This window comes from Lysinibacillus parviboronicapiens (genome assembly GCF_003049575.1).
GTDB classification, from domain to species: Bacteria; Bacillota; Bacilli; order Bacillales_A; family Planococcaceae; genus Lysinibacillus; species Lysinibacillus parviboronicapiens.
Map to the genome: position 1 here is coordinate 143,401 of NZ_PYWI01000003.1, position 17,357 is coordinate 160,757.

Annotated in this window: 18 protein-coding genes; 3 read left to right on the forward strand and 15 right to left on the reverse strand. The window is 39.2% G+C overall.

All coding sequences use genetic code 11. From position 1 onward, the window contains the following. The first annotated feature begins 228 nt into the window (after positions 1 to 228). Positions 229 to 1,803, forward strand: a complete 1,575-nt coding sequence (locus C9J35_RS04925; protein ID WP_107923647.1) for a hypothetical protein — start codon at positions 229 to 231, stop codon at positions 1,801 to 1,803. Then, positions 1,803 to 4,574, forward strand: a complete 2,772-nt coding sequence (locus C9J35_RS04930; RefSeq protein WP_107923648.1) for a DEAD/DEAH box helicase — start codon at positions 1,803 to 1,805, stop codon at positions 4,572 to 4,574. The genes C9J35_RS04925 and C9J35_RS04930 overlap by 1 nt, the downstream gene beginning before the upstream one ends. A gap of 263 nt (positions 4,575 to 4,837) precedes the next feature. Here the strand turns inward: C9J35_RS04930 and C9J35_RS04935 are convergent, their stop codons facing one another. Next, positions 4,838 to 5,260: a single-stranded DNA-binding protein gene (locus C9J35_RS04935; protein ID WP_054767386.1), complete on the reverse strand. Its 423-nt coding sequence runs from the start codon at positions 5,258 to 5,260 to the stop codon at positions 4,838 to 4,840. A 318-nt stretch (positions 5,261 to 5,578) separates the two neighbouring features. On the opposite strand from C9J35_RS04935, the gene C9J35_RS04940 reads away from it, so the two are divergent. Continuing rightward, positions 5,579 to 6,004, forward strand: coding sequence for a YwpF-like family protein (locus tag C9J35_RS04940; RefSeq protein WP_054767385.1), 426 nt, complete (start codon positions 5,579 to 5,581; stop codon positions 6,002 to 6,004). Between the two features lie 218 nt (positions 6,005 to 6,222). On the opposite strand, the gene C9J35_RS04945 is transcribed toward C9J35_RS04940, so the two are convergent. The 14 genes from C9J35_RS04945 to atpD all read right to left on the reverse strand — a co-directional run bounded on the left by C9J35_RS04945 (position 6,223) and on the right by atpD (position 17,308). After that, a complete protein-coding gene (locus tag C9J35_RS04945) occupies positions 6,223 to 6,630 on the reverse strand; it encodes a hypothetical protein (RefSeq protein WP_054767384.1) in 408 nt (135 codons plus the stop codon). A gap of 111 nt (positions 6,631 to 6,741) precedes the next feature. Beyond that, positions 6,742 to 7,125, reverse strand: a complete 384-nt coding sequence (locus tag C9J35_RS04950) for a hypothetical protein (protein ID WP_054767383.1) — start codon at positions 7,123 to 7,125, stop codon at positions 6,742 to 6,744. 152 nt (positions 7,126 to 7,277) lie between these two features. Next, entirely contained in the window at positions 7,278 to 7,721 is a 444-nt protein-coding gene (fabZ, locus tag C9J35_RS04955; RefSeq protein WP_107923649.1) for a 3-hydroxyacyl-ACP dehydratase FabZ, read from the reverse strand. Between the two features lie 59 nt (positions 7,722 to 7,780). Beyond that, a complete protein-coding gene (locus tag C9J35_RS04960) occupies positions 7,781 to 8,065 on the reverse strand; it encodes a DNA-directed RNA polymerase subunit beta (protein WP_054767382.1) in 285 nt (94 codons plus the stop codon). 45 nt (positions 8,066 to 8,110) lie between these two features. Next, a complete protein-coding gene (locus tag C9J35_RS04965) occupies positions 8,111 to 8,950 on the reverse strand; it encodes a flagellar hook-basal body protein (protein ID WP_107923650.1) in 840 nt (279 codons plus the stop codon). Positions 8,951 to 8,974: 24 nt separating this feature from the next. Further along, on the reverse strand, positions 8,975 to 9,808 hold the full coding sequence (locus tag C9J35_RS04970; RefSeq protein WP_107923651.1) for a flagellar hook-basal body protein: 834 nt from the start codon (positions 9,806 to 9,808) through the stop codon (positions 8,975 to 8,977). Positions 9,809 to 9,829: 21 nt separating this feature from the next. Then, complete coding sequence (locus C9J35_RS04975) at positions 9,830 to 10,825, reverse strand: rod shape-determining protein (RefSeq protein ID WP_107923652.1); 996 nt, start codon at positions 10,823 to 10,825, stop codon at positions 9,830 to 9,832. Between the two features lie 168 nt (positions 10,826 to 10,993). Beyond that, on the reverse strand, positions 10,994 to 11,254 hold the full coding sequence (locus C9J35_RS04980; protein ID WP_010858004.1) for a sporulation transcriptional regulator SpoIIID: 261 nt from the start codon (positions 11,252 to 11,254) through the stop codon (positions 10,994 to 10,996). Positions 11,255 to 11,637: 383 nt separating this feature from the next. Further along, positions 11,638 to 12,291, reverse strand: coding sequence for a M23 family metallopeptidase (locus C9J35_RS04990; protein ID WP_054767381.1), 654 nt, complete (start codon positions 12,289 to 12,291; stop codon positions 11,638 to 11,640). Between the two features lie 37 nt (positions 12,292 to 12,328). Then, a complete protein-coding gene (gene spoIID / locus C9J35_RS04995; protein ID WP_107923653.1) occupies positions 12,329 to 13,264 on the reverse strand; it encodes a stage II sporulation protein D in 936 nt (311 codons plus the stop codon). 183 nt (positions 13,265 to 13,447) lie between these two features. Next, positions 13,448 to 14,761, reverse strand: coding sequence for a UDP-N-acetylglucosamine 1-carboxyvinyltransferase (murA, locus tag C9J35_RS05000; RefSeq protein WP_107923654.1), 1,314 nt, complete (start codon positions 14,759 to 14,761; stop codon positions 13,448 to 13,450). 402 nt (positions 14,762 to 15,163) lie between these two features. Continuing rightward, positions 15,164 to 15,403, reverse strand: a complete 240-nt coding sequence (locus tag C9J35_RS05005) for a DUF1146 family protein (RefSeq protein ID WP_107923655.1) — start codon at positions 15,401 to 15,403, stop codon at positions 15,164 to 15,166. A 57-nt stretch (positions 15,404 to 15,460) separates the two neighbouring features. After that, positions 15,461 to 15,868 (reverse strand): F0F1 ATP synthase subunit epsilon, encoded by a 408-nt coding sequence (locus C9J35_RS05010; RefSeq protein WP_107923656.1) that lies wholly within the window; start codon positions 15,866 to 15,868, stop codon positions 15,461 to 15,463. Positions 15,869 to 15,892: 24 nt separating this feature from the next. Then, complete coding sequence (gene atpD / locus C9J35_RS05015) at positions 15,893 to 17,308, reverse strand: F0F1 ATP synthase subunit beta (protein ID WP_054767379.1); 1,416 nt, start codon at positions 17,306 to 17,308, stop codon at positions 15,893 to 15,895. Positions 17,309 to 17,357: the final 49 nt, after the last annotated feature.

The following is a 17,357-nucleotide window of genomic DNA, read 5'->3' on the forward strand; positions in this document are numbered from 1 at the left end:
TTCATCCCCTCCTAAATTATCTGATTATTCAGATTTTAACATAAATAAATCCACTTGTTAACTATTCTTTACTTCAAATTTTTTCTTTATAATCATTCAGCTTATCATGTCCCCAATTTAATCGTATAATGGGAGGACAGTCTTTTTTACCTGATAAACAGTGACAATGAAAAATCATCTAAAATAAAACTTTAACGAGCAACAGATTTAATTGAGAGGAGTGGAGTTATGGCTTTGTCTATTTCGCAACTAGCTAAGGAACATCAGCAATTTGTACTTGCAAAATTAAAAGAGGCTGAGCAGGATTTACATCCTTCCTCAACCGAAGATGAGGAGCTTGTGCGTCGCGCAGTTTTTTCAGTACGTAATAAATCTATTGCATTTGAACGTTTTAATAGCGCAAGTTCTATATTATATGCAAGTGTACAGGATGTCAGACCCGCTTCCGTAGAAATTGATTTTGTACACGAAACATTATTCTGTAATTGCCCCCAGCTAAAATGGTGTCGCCATCAGCTTGGTGCATTACTTGCACTTTATCAGTACTTTGATTCCGTGCAGAATTGGTCAAGTGCTTGGCGCGCACAAAAATCCGTACAGTTAAAAACGCTTGCCGATGAACGTAGTCCAGAAAGTTGGCAATTAATGGCCAATGAGGTAATGAAACGGATATTGCCACCTGGTCGTATACTCGATGGCTATGCTCTATCTGCTATTCGCACAGATGCACTGGAGCGTCTTCGCAAGCATATGCCCTTTGAACGTGAATGGCAGCCACTTTATAAACTTTTTATGGAGTTGACAATCTTCAATACAATATGGCGTCATTTAAATGAAACACCAGGTCATTCACTTGATTCACCCTATATGAAATATTTTATTGATCAAAGTATTCAATCTTTTGAAAGTACAATGACGGAGCTTAATGGACGCTCACGCCTTTTTGCGACGGATCCTTTTTATGATGCGCTCCAACAAATTGTACGGGACTTTTTATTAGAACGGCGCGAATTATTTGCCAGTCGACTACAAATCTACATGCTGCTATGGGCTGTGCTTTTTTATGAGAAGCCTCGACGTGAACAAGAACTAGCACTTCTCAACGAACTTGGACATACTTCGTCTGAGATATCTTTACAATCGTTGAAGCTCCTGTTTTACGTCCTTTTACAAAAAGAACAGCTATTAGAAAAAAACATTGCACATGTTAACCATGAGAACATGAACGACTTATTTGAGCTTGCTACTTTCGCAAAGCGTGCTGGAGAGCCACATGCACAAGCAGCCATCTTACGTGCGATGCTACCCTTTGCAGAAGGTTTTTTACAGGACACTGTGCCAGTTGTACAACGAGCCCAATATGTACGCCAGTTTCAATTATTATACGAAGACATCCAACTGACTGACGAAGAAGAGACTTCACTATACAGTGCCTTTGGTGTATATGGTCTTCAGCCATTTTCGTTCTTCCTTATTAAAAAAGAGCGTTATCGTGAATGGGCAGCCTTGCATCAATTAAACCTTTCTTCCCTTTCTTATTTAGAAATGTGCGGATTAAAAGATGTGCTACAGGTATCTCCGGCGACTGTACTACCTCTGTATCATGTGTATGCAATGGCAGAGATTACCCAAAAATCACGTATGAATTATAAACAGGCGGTTCGTATCTGGAAAAGTATGCGTAGTGCTGCAAAACGTGCCGGCAAAGCTGGTTATTTTGAAACCTATATGCAAACAATACGTGCAGAGTTTAAACGACTGCGTGCATTACAGGAAGAGATTGAGAAAGGAAACTTAGTATAATGACTTTAAATGCTACCTCTCCGTTTATGAAAAAAATACAGCTCCGTATTGAGACAACTCAAGATGGTTACTTTGCGTTACAGGGCTTTACTGCTGGTGGTGTAGCAATGGAAGCAAGCTCACTTGTTTCTGCATTGTTTTTTAACTATGAAACAAATGTCTATGGCTTACTGGCCAATCGTACAGATCTTTCCCTCGAGGTTTCTACTGCAGAGCTACTCGATATCTTTTCTACTCGCTATCAGCATCCCTTTATTGAATGGCATGGGATAAATGAAGAGAGTCACTTATTATTAGAAAAAGTGTCTGCATTGCAGGTGTACTGGCAAGATTCTACACTGTGGGAGCATGCCAGTATTGCTGATGATTTTTCTTCTCTGTCATTTCCTATAGACGGGGTTGATACGCACCTACTTGAAACAGCAGTACAGCAAAAGCTTATGCATGCAGGATTATTGTTATCAGATTTACCAAAGTTATTACCATTCTTCATGCGCGGAGGCTGGCCAATTGAGCAGGACCGTCAGACAGGCACTGTTATGGCGTCACTCCGTTTAAGTGAGCCTGAGGAAGACTCCGACGTATGGTTGTTAGAAACAGTCCTTAGCACGGCTACGACAAAAAATTATTGGACACCTGCTATTCGCAAGCAATCACTACCAATCGTAGATGCGTTACCGACAAAGTGGCAGGAATTTGCGCATGATATTGTACAGCAACAAACACAAATCGTGGAACTCCTGTCAATTGACGATATACGAAGCGATATTTTTATACATGAGACCCTTGAAGATTTAGAGGTTCGCACTTTTTTACGTGAAGATTTAGCTAGGATACAGGCACTTGGCTTTGATGTTGTGCTACCTGCTTGGCTAAAGGATTTAAAACAATCAAAAATGCGTGTGCGTGTAAGTACTGGTAATGTATCCACTAAAAAGGTGGCTGGATTAGATGATATATTAACATTTAAATGGCAGTTCTCCATGAACGGTGAGTCAATTTCTCCTGAGCAATTTAAAAAACTGGTAGATGAAAAACGTGAGTTTATACGCATTGGTACAGAATGGTTTCGTGTAGATGCTAATTGGATGCAGGAAATGCGCGAATTGATGCAACAAGCTGAAGATGAGAGCTGGACTGTTCGCGAGTTACTATTCCGTGAGTTACCAGAGGATTTATCGCTCCCACTAGAGGAGGAGGATGCTGATGATGCGTTACGAGATGATCCTCTCTTTGCTTTTGAATTGCAGCAATCTCTGAAATCCTATATGGAACAGCTACAAGAGAAAAAAGGTTTGCCATCTGTTCCACTGCCAGTTTCACTGCAAGCAGAGCTACGCCCTTATCAGCAAGAAGGCTTTGAATGGCTTATTTTTATGCGTGAACAAGGTTTCGGCGCTTGTTTAGCTGACGATATGGGTCTTGGTAAAACCGTTCAGCTTATTTCGTACCTGCTGCATGTTAATGAAACGATAGATTCACCTATGCCATCCATTATTATTTGTCCAACATCGGTACTCGGCAACTGGCAAAAGGAACTTGCCCGTTTCGCGCCATCCTTAATTGTGCATACGCATTATCAAGCAAATCGAGCGAAGGAAGATACTTTTGTACAACTTGTTGAGCAAGAGAAGCCGCATGTTATTTTATCTACCTATGGTACTGTGTCTCAAGATACTGAATTTTTACAGGAAATTGACTGGACAGCAGTTGTACTCGATGAGGCACAGAATATTAAAAATATGCAGACGTTACAATCTCGCTCCATTCGCAAATTACACGGGAAACACCATATTGCACTGACAGGTACACCTGTTGAAAACCGCTTATCAGAGCTGTGGGCTATATTTGATTTTATCCATAAAGGTTATTTAGGTAGCTTCGGTCGCTTTAATGAGGATTTTATTTTACCAATTGAACGCGATGAGTCTGAGCCACATAAACAAAAGCTTCGTGCGAAAATACAACCATTTTTACTACGCCGAACAAAACGTGATCCTAATTTACAGCTTAATTTACCGGATAAGCAAGAATCCCACGCTTACTGCCCATTAACAACTGAGCAAGCATCTCTTTATGAAGGCTATATTTTAGAGACGCTTGATCAGCTAGAGCAATTAACAGGCTTTCAGAAAAAAGGCCGTGTCTTAAAAATGCTCAGTAAATTGAAACAATTATGTAATCATCCTGCCCTCTATTTAAAGGAACCGTTCGAGGATGCCACTACGATGCTAACACGTTCTACTAAATTAGAACGTATCGTACAAATGGCGGCGGAAATCGTGGACAATGGCGAGCAATGCCTCATTTTCACGCAGTATATTGGTATGGGGCAATTGCTACAGCATTGCTTCAGTGAATTGCATAATGTTGATGCTCCGTTTTTAACAGGTGCTATGCCAAAGCAACAACGTGACCGATTGGTGGAGGCTTTTCAGGCAGGACAATTCCCTATCTTCATCCTTTCCTTAAAGGCAGGAGGCACAGGGCTAAATTTAACAGCTGCCAACCATGTATTGCATGCCGATCGCTGGTGGAATCCTGCGGTTGAAAATCAAGCCACAGACCGCGCTTATCGTATTGGGCAAACACAATTTGTGCAAGTGCATAAGTTTGTCACAATCGGTACTATCGAAGAAAAAATTGATAAAATGCTGGCGCAGAAATCTGCATTATCGGAAGAACTCATTCAATCTAGCCAGTGGTTAACGGAACTGGAAGATCATGAACTTCGTGATTTGATGACACTGGATTATAATATTTCAACGTAAATAATACGCGCCAAGAGCACAATGTTCTTGGCGCTCTTTTAGTTTGCAAATATCAGTGAACAATGTTTTTACTATTTTCCTACTTACTTCAATTTCATATTTAGTTGTGTGTGAAATGCTCATTGTTGTGCGGTCTTCAACAATGGTACTGTTATTTAAGTACACATCCGTCCTTTCAATTAAATGATTACGGTGCAAGTGCTATAGGAGAATGGCGGATCAGATAATGTTCAAACTTGCTCCGTATGTATAACGTAATTCGGTTATACTACTGGTAACTGCTCTTCTTCTTCTGGCAATACAAAATCTTTTAAGCTGCTTTGCTCATTGGATGTTTGAGGCGGAAAAATTGCCTCATCACTATCTCGTGGCTTGAGCTTATAAAATCGGACATCATCTACGACAACTTCTGTAATATAAATCTTTGAGCTTTCTTCATTTATAAATGATCTTGACTGAATACGGCCATTTGTACCAATTAATGAACCTTTTCCGCAATATTTAACGATGTGCTCTGCCAGTTTTCCCCATACTGTGCAAAGAATAAAGTCAGCCTCCACTTCCCCACGACTATTTTTATAATTGCGGCTAATGGCAAGTGAAAAGTGTGTTTGCACACGATTTCCAGATAATTGTCGTAATACAGGATCCTTTGTTAATCTTCCAACTAGTCCGACCTGATTCATTGATTCACCTCCTTTGTTTTTAATTGCTCTTATCTTACATGAGCGCTTCACCTATTGGCAAAAATCGATTTTTGTTATTTATAGTGATTTTTAAGCATAAATTGGCATTATTATATAAATTTATTCTTCTTCTTTGCTTCTGTTGTTTAGTCAAACGTAGATACCCGAAGTATGTAACGTCAATTTCAAATAAATTAAATTTCGCATTTTTTTCGATTTTACAAATTGGGTGTACAGAGGCCAATGACAGCCTCAATTACACCATGCTTAATCGATTATGTTATACTAAAAGGAATGACCGACTTAGGAGGATACATAATGAAGACATTTAAAATGCTTTCCTTTGATCTTGTTAGCAAAGATGGCATACAACCATTTCCTTTAGTCGATGGCATTATTATTAACCAGGAAAACAGCCATCAATCTTGGATTCTTGAACTGTTTATGGATCAACAATTCCGCTCAGTTTTTGATGAATTATTAGCGGATTCTGCCGTTTTCAACGTACGTGCAGTTATTTCGTCTCCCGATAATGAGCCTGCACCTTTCCGTGTAGCAGTACATGCCGTACAGGAGATTGGTAACCATATCTCCGTGCTTTTAAAAGGGACATTAAAGATAAAACGTTCAAAATATGCTGAGCAATTGCTTGCAGAACTTCTTGCTGAAGGAGTTTCATCAGAAGATTTACTGGACCGCTTCGCACATGGTATGAAAGAACGGCCAAAACTTAAAAATGACTGATACACCTTTGTAACGATGCGTAGTTTTTACGTATCGTTACTTTTATGTTCTCTTAAGTAGAACGACTGCGCCGCACTGATGCGGTATAATCGATGAAATAGTAACAAATCTTTTTATGCTTCCATAATTTCATACTTACCAATGTATAAATCATCGTCATCGGCTTTTCCTTCCATAAAAAAAGTGATTCCGTATAATGGGAATCACTTTTTTAGTAATTATCTGTTATTGTCACGGTCTCGAACGTCAACATTGTCGTCAATAACGTCTTTATTATTGGCGCCATTTGTACCGTTCATATCGTCATTTCTTTCAACACCGTTCGCATTTGGCACATTGTCATAGCCATTTGAACTATTTACATCTGCATTAGAACCAGGTGTTGTTGCTTCTGGAATTACATTATTATCGTTAACTGTGCCACGGTCGACACCATTAACATCGCGGTCATTATAGACATCATTTGGATGATCTGGGTCTACTGCATTCTCAACATCATTAACGCCTCTTCGAATGTCGTTCCCTACATCTTCCATGGGAGTCTCTTCAGTTGCATTGTTTCCCCAGTTACACCCTCCAAGGAATACAGTAGCAAGCATTATGGTGAAAAATGACATTTTCCACATAAAAAAACCTCCTTTCTCCGTTAGATACTATGTCAGCAAATACAACTTGTGCATTTGTGATCCTACATAGATTGCCCGGGAAAGAAGGTTACTATCCGATTTTAGTACAAACTATTTTTGTTTTTCTTTTAACAACTGTTCGATATAAGCTGCTTCTGCTTTACAGTTATATGTATAGCTCGTACCTAGCTCTTTTTGCAAAGCCTCAATTGTTTCGACCTGCTTAGCTGTTGGTTCTTCATTTAAAATTTTGGCAATTACCTCATCGATTTTTTGAGCCATTTCTTCATGGAATTCAGTACTCATCAAAACATCTGCTGGGATTTTGTCGATCCATGCCGCATTTTCCTGAAAATAAGACTGCCAGCTAGCAATGAAGTCTTCCATAGAAAAGCGCTCTTCATCCCAACCAATACTTGCCAAGTATGATTCGAAAGATGTTGAAATCGAACGCGTAATGCTAATTTTAACACCTGAAGACAATTCCTTATACATCTATATAATCCTCCTACGTTTTAAAAAACCTCTAATTACATGTATTTCAAATCACAATCGCATATTTGCCATTGTGCTCTCAGAACATAAATCATTTATAAAAAATTATTCAACTTCATTTTATTTTATAACTTTCAGCCTATAATTGCAAATTAAGCCTGTTTTGGCTGTTCAGGTCCAATCGCAAATAAAATATCTGCCTCACATACAAGCTCACCATCTACAGTGGCAATACCGTGTCCTTTGCCCATTGCACCGCGAAGTTTGACGAATTCCACTTCCAAACGAAGTTGATCTCCTGGCACTACTTGACGTTTAAATCGGCAGTTGTCGACACCAGTTAAAAAGGCTAAACGTCCTTTAAATTGCTCTGCATTTAATAACGCGACCCCACCGACTTGCGCTAATGCTTCTACGATTAATACGCCTGGCATTACTGGGTAACCTGGAAAATGTCCATTAAAGAAGTCTTCGTTAATAGATACATTTTTTAAGCCTACTGCACGTTTACCTTCCTCTAGTTCCACAATACGATCTACAAATAAAAAAGGATAACGATGCGGTAAAATTGCTTGAATTTGTTCTGCTGTTAACATTTCTTTTCCCCCTCGAAATATGTATTTATGTATAACGCAAAGGATGGTAAAGAATATTATTATTCTTTACCATTCATTATGTCAAATATATGCTGCCATGTTTCTGGTTTAAAAACATCCATTGCTTTACCTTCACCTATTACACTGTAGCCTACCATTGCACCTAGGATAGCAGCCATTACGATTAAAACAACAACAAGTACAACACGTAACCAAATCGGAATCAGTCGTATTTGCACCCATCGAACCTCTCGTTGCTCTCCATTTGAGCGTCGTTCCTTCTCTTCTGGTGGCGTTTCGGTTTCTTTTGTCGGCACAGAACGGCGACGTGAATCGTTTGTCATAGATTGTACTCCTTCATTTCTAGCTAAGCATTTAAAATAGGTAACCTATCGAATACCATTAATTAGTCCTAGCATTTGGTCTGCTAATGTTACGGCTCTGGCATTAAATTGATACGAGCGCTGCGTTTGGATTAAATCTGTCATTTCTTTTGATAAATTTACATTCGACATTTCAAGCATACCACTTTGCATGCCGATTTGCTGACGATTTGCTCCCTGTAATTCTGTCAATACTTCGGCCTGCGTATACCCCAACTCAGCTAAGTTATTCGGTAAACCGATATATGTGCCAGAAATATGCTCCATTAATTGTGGCTTTTGGAGTTCTGTTACTGCTAAATCTGTACGAATAATATTACCATTCGCATCAGTTGCCTCCAACACGCCTCCATTGCTGATAGCAAAGCTACTCACATTATCTGGTAATGTAATCGCTTGACCTGATGCATCTGAAAGTGGATAGCCATCAGCATTTACAACCATTGCCGTGCCATTGTTTAATGGTGATAAATAAAAGTCACCCTGACGAGTATACACTGTTTTCGACCCATTTTCACCATCTGGCATCAAAATATTAAAATATTGCTTTGATTTTGTAAAAGCAAAATCAAGGTCGCGATTTGTTGTTTGTAATGAACCCTGTTTATGATTCGTTTGAATTTGGCCAAGCATAGCCCCAACACCATAGCGGATACCAACTGGCGTTTGTCGCTCAGCACGATCTTCCTTATCATTATTGAATTGCTGATAGAGTAATTCATTGAAAGTAGATTCCTGCGTTTTATAGCCATGTGTATTACTGTTAGCAATATTATTACTAATTGTATCTAATTTATTTTGCAATTGACCCATTGTATTTGTTGCGGTAATCATTGTACGTAACATGTGATAATGCCTCCAGTTCGCTTGTTATACTTTTCCGATTTCATTGACAGCCTTTTCCATACTGCGATCATATGCCTGTAATACTTTTTGATTGGCTTCAAACGCGCGGTATGCTGTCATTAAATCTGTCATTGTGCGACCAGAATCAACGTTCGAACCTTCAAGGAAATTTTGACGTAGTGTAAAGGATACACCATTCACACCATAAGCAGTCGGTAAATTTTCACCATCTTGTGTACGAATTAAACCGTTATCTTGTTTTTGTAGCATGTTCGGATTTGCTGCAAAAGATACACCAACACGTGCTACTTGTTGATTGTCTACATAAATGGCCCCGTCTTGGTCTAAGCGGAAATCGTCATTTTGTAGTTGGATGCGCTGACCTGCATCAGATAGCACATATAGTCCTTGGGAATTTACTAAATAACCTTGACCATCTAAAGTGAAATTTCCGTTACGTGTATATGCTTCTCCGCCTTCTGGATGAGCTAAACGAAAGAAAATAGATCCACTAACACCATCTTCATTTTGTGGTAAGTATTCATCGATTAAGGCCATATCTGTCGGTAAATCTGTGCTATAAATTTGGCCTTGTATGTAATTTGGCAATGTTTCCTGCATATATATTCCTGTGTTCAATGCGCCAACTTGACTCATATATTGCGAACCAGCTTGCTGATTAGCAGGTGCATTCGTTTTGCCCACACTTGACATAAGCATGTCCGGAAATGAACGAATTGTCGATTGGTCAGCTTTAAATCCAGGCGTATTAGCATTGGATAAGTTATTCGTTAATAATTCTGTTCTTCTTTGTTGTGTAATCATCCCTGTTGCTACTGTATAAAACCCTTTAAACAAAGGAATCACCTCATTCTATTATTATAAGGAAGCAGGTACTCGGTCAATATTTTCAAGCATAATGCCTGTACCAATTGCAACACAATCCATTGGATGTTCTGCAATGAAAACAGGAACCTTTAACTCTTCTATTAATAGCTGGTCCATGCCGTGTAGCAAAGCACCACCACCAGTAATTATAACACCACGGTCAATAATGTCCGCCGATAACTCGGGTGGTGTTTTTTCTAATACATTTTTTGCCGATTGTACAATCATCGCTACCGATTCATGTAATGCACGTTCAATTTCCTCTGAATGAATAGTAATAGTGCGAGGCAAGCCTGTTACCATGTCACGACCACGAATATCCATAGAGTCACTGCGACCACCTTTAAATACTGTACCAATCGTCATTTTAATAGCCTCTGCTGTTCGTTCACCAATCAGCAGTTTATATTCTTTTTTAATGTACTGCAAAATATCGTTATCAAAAACATCACCAGCAACCTTGATAGATTCACTCGTTACAATATCCCCCATTGATAGGACTGCGATATCTGTTGTCCCACCACCAATATCAACGACCATATTACCACTTGGTTGGAAAATATCCATGCCTGCACCTATAGCTGCAACTTTTGGTTCTTCTTCTAAATATACTTTTTTACCGCCTGATTTTTCAGCAGCTTCACGAATAGCCTTTTGTTCAACACTCGTAATATTTGTTGGACAGCAGATTAGTATACGTGGCTTTGTTAAAAAACCCTTTAAATTTAATTTATTGATGAAGTGTCTTAGCATTGCTTCTGTAACATCAAAATCTGCAATTACGCCATCTCGTAATGGACGAATTGCAGATATATTTCCTGGCGTGCGCCCCACCATTTGGCGAGCTTCTTCCCCTACCGCTAATACCTTATTTGTCTTTCTATCAATCGCCACCACAGATGGTTCGTTCAGGACGATTCCCTTCCCTTTTACGTGGATCAATACGTTCGCAGTTCCTAAGTCAATGCCAATATCTTTCGAAAACATTTTATAATTTCTCCTTCCCGCCAGTTCCAACTACATAACGTTCATTTTTATCTGTTTATCTAGAATATTTTATCATAACCTACTGGTAATTTCACCTAAATTTAGTGAATATGTATGTTTTCCTTCAATTAAATAGATTGACGTAAAATAGTACAAAAAAAGAACGAATCACTCTTGACTCGCTCTTTCTTTCCACTTGTTTTTCGTTGCCTCTCCTCCACGAATGTGACGTACGGCCTTATGGTAGGCGAGAATTTCCTTCACTTGCTCAGCTAATCCTTCATGAATTGTAGGTAATCGCTCTGTTAAATCTTTGTGCACCGTACTTTTTGAATAACCTGTCATTTTCGCGAGGACACGCACAGTTTCACGCGTCTCAATCAATAATTCACCGAGGCGAATGCAGCGCTTCCGAATGTGCTCGTGCACGTTCTTCGTCCTTTCCACACAATTTCACAAAATGGCTTTGGCATCAGATGCACGTCTGCGCATTTCTTCACCTTATGTAAGGACAAAGCTATTCAGAACACGATTTACACTTTCCGTTAATATGCAAACTTTTTTATTAAAATCTGATCGTGCGCGCTAATATTTAAGGATTGATGCCACCACGATGCTATGCATGAAGTAGTTGTCGCATGATTGACATAGCTAACTGTCTTGCACCGATAAACAAATTCCTCTAGAAATTACGTGCTCACGCCGAAAAAGCCACAGTTCGTGGCTTTTTTTAGGTCAGCGCTTTTTGCGTGCAGATATTTTGTCAATGCGAAAGCGCTATGACAGCAACGAACGGGCGCGAATGTAGTTTTTTAAAACGCTAGTAATTTCTTTGGATTAATATATTTTCCGTTTTCTAGCACTTCAAAATGCATATGAACGCCAGCTGCTTGATTCCACTCATTGTCAGTTGCTTTTCCTAGTGCCTGACCTTGTGTCACCTCGTCGCCTTCCTTCACTGCAATGTCCTTCACAGAACTATAGTGCGTTTGCATACCATTCGCATGCTCTAGTACAATTTTATTGCCTGTGAATGCATCTAGTTTTACCTCTAGTACTTTACCACTCATAGCAGCAACTACTTCAAATTCTTCTCCATTCATAGAAAGGGAAATTCCCGAAGAAGTTGTGAACGTTTGATTAAATACCATTAAAGCATTCTCACGTGACTCTTCATTGGCCTCTAGCTCATAAAATTCCTGTGAAACTTGTACTTTACTAAGATTCGTTTCCTTGAATGGATACTTCATGTTTTCAGTACGTGCATTGGTTTCAACTACTGGACCTGGATCCACTTGTGCTAAATCTGGTAACGGAGCCTCTTCTACTTTTGATACGAGACTATTGTAACCAAATAACATACCTGCTAGCATTAGAGCACCGCCCGCATACACTGCTGGCCAAAACCATGGTTTCTTTTGTAACTGTTCTTTTTGAGAAGTTTTACTATTTTTATCCTCTCTCATTTTCATCACCTCTAGTTGCAGTGTGAACAACTAGAAGTTATTTTAAACATGCATCTATTGTTTTTATCTCAATTTGTTGATAATAATAGTGTAAAATTTCTGCAGCGCTTTTTCCTTCGCTCGCCATCGCCTCTGCACCATATTGGCTCATCCCTACGCCATGGCCATATCCTTGGGTTGTTACACCTACTTTGCCTGTATTCTTATCAAATGAAATAGTAAAGTCAGTAGATGGCAAATTTAATAGCGTTCGCACCTCGCGCCCTGTCCATACATTATTACCTAATTGCAATCGTTCAACACGCCCTGAGTCATTGAAAAACAGCTGAAAGCGACTAAAATCAGCTGCTTGCCATTTAATTGGCCATAAAGCATTCCACTCAGCTAATGTCCATTCTTCCATTGCCGTAAATTTTGGGGATGATTGATCGGAATTACTTGCAACACTTTGCAAATACGGAATGTCATTGCCGCTATAACCATAGGCACTCTCCGTTTTACCATTACTTGTAGAATGAAACATTGCCGTGATTAATTCATTATTATAAAGAAGAACTTGTCCTTTCGTTTCTGTAATCGCTTCGACAATTTTCTTTTCATTTCCCGGGAAATTGCTAGTCCAATTGGCTTTTCTTTGATCCTCATCATAGAAAACTTGTCTAGCAACAGTTGGCGCGATTGTTTCTTTGCCGTAATTTGTCGTTTTTAACGCATATGTCCTTGCCGCAATTGCCTGTGCTTTTAATGCCTCTTTTTTAAACGAAACAGGCATTTCTGCTGCTACAACTCCTGTGATATATGTTTCTAAAGGGATTTTTTCCTTCTGTCCCTCCACTTCTATATAGATTTCACAAGCTTGCTCCGTCTTTAGCTGAGGACTATTGTCCACTTTTCTCTCACTTAATGCCACTGGCAACATATATAATGCACCAATTAAACAAATAACTGCTATACTCATTATCCATTTTTTCATAAGGAATAATATGCTAGATTTTATCTCTTTATGTGAGCAAGGAAATGGAAATACTATCATGCCCTCAATCATTAATGGCTTACAGCCCGTCCCTGCACGTTTTCATACAAATTTTGAACATTTTAGTTTACAACATCAAAAAACCTTTTGCTCCCCATGTTAGCAAAAGGTTCTTCATTGTATTTAATTGGCTGGAATATGAATTGTTGATTTTTCATTTGCAACAACTTCCATTGTTGCGACACGCTCAATATCTGCACCAAGTGACGCTAGCTTGCCATGGAAATCTACGTAGCCTCGGTCTAAGTGATGAAGCTTTGTAACACGCGTAACTCCCTCAGATACAAGGCCCGCTAAAATTAGTGCAGCCGCTGCTCGTAAATCTGTAGCCATCACTTCAGCCCCCTGAAGGTTTACAGGCCCTTCGATAAACACAGAACGTCCTTCAATTTTAGCACCAGCATTCATGCGACGAAACTCTTCAACATGCATGAAGCGATTTTCAAACACTGTTTCTGTAATAATACTCGTACCTTCTGCTGTTAACATTAACGCCATCATTTGTGATTGCATGTCTGTCGGGAAGCCCGGATGTGGCATAGTTTTAATATCTACCGCTTTTAAAGCATTCGGTACACGTACGCGTATCCCTTCATCTAGCTCTATAATTTCTACACCCATTTCACGCATTTTTGCAATTAATGCCGTCATATGCTCGGGTTCAGCGTTTTCAATCGTCACATCACCCTTAGTAATTGCAGCTGCAACCATAAATGTACCTGCCTCAATACGGTCAGGAATAATATGATGTTCTGTTCCATATAATGTATCGACACCTTCAATACGAATTGTATTCGTACCTGCACCGATGACACGACCACCCATACTATTTATGAAGTTCGCAAGATCTACAATTTCAGGCTCTTTTGCAGCATTTTCAATCACTGTCGTACCAACTGCTAAAGATGCTGCAGTCATAATGTTTTCTGTCGCTCCAACACTAGGGAAGTCCAAATATACATTTGCTCCCTTTAAACGCCCCTCAGTCTTCGCTTCTACATAACCGTGCCCAAAAGAAATCTTTGCGCCCATTGCTTCAAAACCTTTTAAATGTAATTCAATTGGACGAGAACCGATTGCACAACCTCCCGGTAAAGCAACTCGTGCAAAACCATTTCGAGCAAGTAAAGAACCCATGACTAAAATTGAAGCACGCATTTTACTTACATATTCAAACTGAGCTTCACTAGATAGTTCTTTCGTTGTATCAATATATACAGTATTTTCTTCAGGTATATATGTAACATCAGCATTTAGGCTTTTTAATACTTCGTTAATTGTATAGACATCTGCTAAGTTAGGGACTTCTTTAATTACATTTTCTCCTTTAGAAGCAAGTAAAGCTGCTGCTAGGATTGGTAACACTGCATTTTTTGCGCCCTCTACACGAACTTTTCCCTGTAGCTTTTGGCCGCCAGTCACTATAATTTTTTCCACCCTACGTCCCTCCGAATTCAATCTCTTAACCTATCGAATATTTATTTTAAAAAAAGATGTATAATGTCATATTCAGTAAACAAACAACTCTATAGTACAACTTTTCACACGCTCGTTCAAGCATCAAAATCACTATTTTAAGGCATTTGTTGATATTTTGCTATTTATTTATTGTACGCATTATTTTTTTTTTTGTGAATGACCAATAACCCGAAACAACTGCTTCAATTTCTAATACATACCCATAGTTTTATAAACAAAAAACCAAAATTCAAGAAATTTATTACAGCATACTTGTACATATTTCAAAGGACCTCATATTTCATTTTATGGAGCCCTTTGAAATATGTACGTATATAATTACACCATTAAAAATAGTTGAGCATTTATACATAATAGAATTTAAAATAGGTATGGCAGTTTTCCAGACCAGCTTGAAATTTGTAAAAAGAAATTTGATACGGCCGTACCAATTGCAATACTCAACAATATATAAATTAACTGTATTTGAAATACTTTATTTTTCTTAAACAGCTTTTCTAACATGAAGGCCTGCAAAGCGTAAAATGTAATAGCAATAAAAAATAGATGCGATACAATACCCATTAAAGCTTCTTGCCCTACTGCTTCATATAGTTCCACGTTGGTTCCTCCATTTAAAAAACGGGCAGAAATTGAATCTGCCCGTTAAAAATTGAATTAGATATTACCCTCATGAACGTTGATACGATTCAACGCACGTTTTAATGCTAGGTCAGCACGTTTGAAATCAATGTTATCTTGTTTACCTTGAAGACGTCCTTCAGCACGTTTAACGGCTTCTTTAGCACGTTGCACATCGATACTTTCAGCTACTTCAGCAGAAGGAGCTAAAATTGAAATCTTTTCTGGACGAACTTCAATGAAACCACCGCTTACAGCTACAAGCTCAGTTGAGCCATTTTCTTTTTTAAGCTTCACTGCACCGATTGCAAGTGGAGCTACCATTGGAATATGGCCGGCAAGTACACCAATTTCACCTGAAGTTGTTTTCGCGATTACCATTGTTACTTCAGAATCGTATACTGGGCCGTCGGGAGTGACAATATTGACTGTAACTGTCTTCATATTTTTTCCTCCTCGTCCCTAGTATTAAACCTCTACGCCCATGCTCTTCGCTTTTTCAACTACTTCTTCAATTGAACCTACTAAACGGAAAGCATCTTCTGGTAAGTGATCGTATTTACCTTCAAGGATTTCCTTGAATGAACGAACTGTTTCTTTAACAGGCACATAAGAACCTACTTGACCAGTGAATTGTTCCGCAACGTGGAAGTTTTGAGATAAGAAGAATTGAATACGACGAGCACGTTCTACTGTTTGTTTATCTTCATCAGATAATTCATCCATACCTAAGATAGCAATGATATCTTGTAATTCACGGTAACGTTGAATTGTACGTTGTACACCAGTAGCCACAGCATAGTGCTCAGCGCCTACGATTTCAGGTGATAATGCACGAGAAGTCGAAGCTAATGGGTCAACCGCAGGGTAGATACCCATTTCTGATAATTTACGCTCAAGGTTAGTAGTTGCATCTAAGTGGGCGAAAGTTGTAGCAGGAGCCGGGTCAGTATAGTCATCGGCTGGTACATAGATCGCTTGAATAGAAGTTACAGATCCTTTGTTAGTAGATGTGATACGTTCTTGTAGTTTACCCATTTCAGTTGCAAGTGTTGGTTGGTAACCTACCGCAGAAGGCATACGACCTAATAGGGCAGAAACCTCAGAACCTGCTTGCGTGAAACGGAAGATATTGTCGATGAATAAAAGTACGTCAGCACCTTGCTCATCACGGAAGTATTCTGCCATTGTAAGACCAGTTAATGCTACACGCATACGTGCACCAGGTGGTTCATTCATTTGACCGAATACCATCGCAGTTTGCTTGATAACGCCTGAATCGCTCATCTCGAAGAATAAGTCGTTCCCTTCACGAGTACGCTCACCTACACCAGCGAATACAGAGATACCTGAGTGCTCTTGTGCGATGTTATTGATTAATTCTTGGATTAATACTGTTTTACCTACACCGGCACCACCGAATAGACCGATTTTACCACCTTTGATATATGGTGCTAATAAGTCTACAACTTTGATACCTGTTTCAAGAATTTCAACAGTAGTTGAAAGTTCATCGAAAGATGGTGCTTCGCGGTGAATTGAATCACGACGAACATCAGCTGGAATCTCTTCACCTAAGTCGATTACTTCTCCTAGTACGTTGAATACACGACCAAGAGTAACTTCACCAACTGGTACTGAGATAGCTTTTCCTGAGTCTGTTACTTCTGCTCCACGTTGTAAGCCATCAGTAGATGACATTGCAATTGTACGAACAGAGTCATCACCTAAATGAAGTGCAACTTCTAATGCAAGAATTGTTGGTTCTTCATTAGGACGTTCAATCTTAACTGTTAATGAGTTATAGATTGCTGGTAATTGGCCGTTTTCGAATTTTACGTCAACAACTGGACCCATTACTTGAATAACATGTCCTTTATTCATTACTGTGTACCCTCCTATCGTATTCTTATACGACATTGGTGAGCTGAGC

Bases quoted from the DNA above. Each gene is read 5' to 3' on its own strand.
- C9J35_RS04925 (WP_107923647.1), top strand. From the start codon at position 229: ATGGCTTTGTCTATTTCGCAACTAGCTAAGGAACATCAGCAATTTGTA.
- C9J35_RS04930 (WP_107923648.1), top strand. From the start codon at position 1,803: ATGACTTTAAATGCTACCTCTCCGTTTATGAAAAAAATACAGCTCCGT.
- C9J35_RS04935 (WP_054767386.1), bottom strand. From the start codon at position 5,260: ATGAATCAGGTCGGACTAGTTGGAAGATTAACAAAGGATCCTGTATTA.
- C9J35_RS04940 (WP_054767385.1), top strand. From the start codon at position 5,579: ATGAAGACATTTAAAATGCTTTCCTTTGATCTTGTTAGCAAAGATGGC.
- C9J35_RS04945 (WP_054767384.1), bottom strand. From the start codon at position 6,630: ATGTGGAAAATGTCATTTTTCACCATAATGCTTGCTACTGTATTCCTT.
- C9J35_RS04950 (WP_054767383.1), bottom strand. From the start codon at position 7,125: ATGTATAAGGAATTGTCTTCAGGTGTTAAAATTAGCATTACGCGTTCG.
- fabZ (WP_107923649.1), bottom strand. From the start codon at position 7,721: ATGTTAACAGCAGAACAAATTCAAGCAATTTTACCGCATCGTTATCCT.
- C9J35_RS04960 (WP_054767382.1), bottom strand. From the start codon at position 8,065: ATGACAAACGATTCACGTCGCCGTTCTGTGCCGACAAAAGAAACCGAA.
- C9J35_RS04965 (WP_107923650.1), bottom strand. From the start codon at position 8,950: ATGTTACGTACAATGATTACCGCAACAAATACAATGGGTCAATTGCAA.
- C9J35_RS04975 (WP_107923652.1), bottom strand. From the start codon at position 10,825: ATGTTTTCGAAAGATATTGGCATTGACTTAGGAACTGCGAACGTATTG.
- C9J35_RS04990 (WP_054767381.1), bottom strand. From the start codon at position 12,291: ATGAGAGAGGATAAAAATAGTAAAACTTCTCAAAAAGAACAGTTACAA.
- spoIID (WP_107923653.1), bottom strand. From the start codon at position 13,264: ATGAAAAAATGGATAATGAGTATAGCAGTTATTTGTTTAATTGGTGCA.
- C9J35_RS05010 (WP_107923656.1), bottom strand. From the start codon at position 15,868: ATGAAGACAGTTACAGTCAATATTGTCACTCCCGACGGCCCAGTATAC.
- atpD (WP_054767379.1), bottom strand. From the start codon at position 17,308: ATGAATAAAGGACATGTTATTCAAGTAATGGGTCCAGTTGTTGACGTA.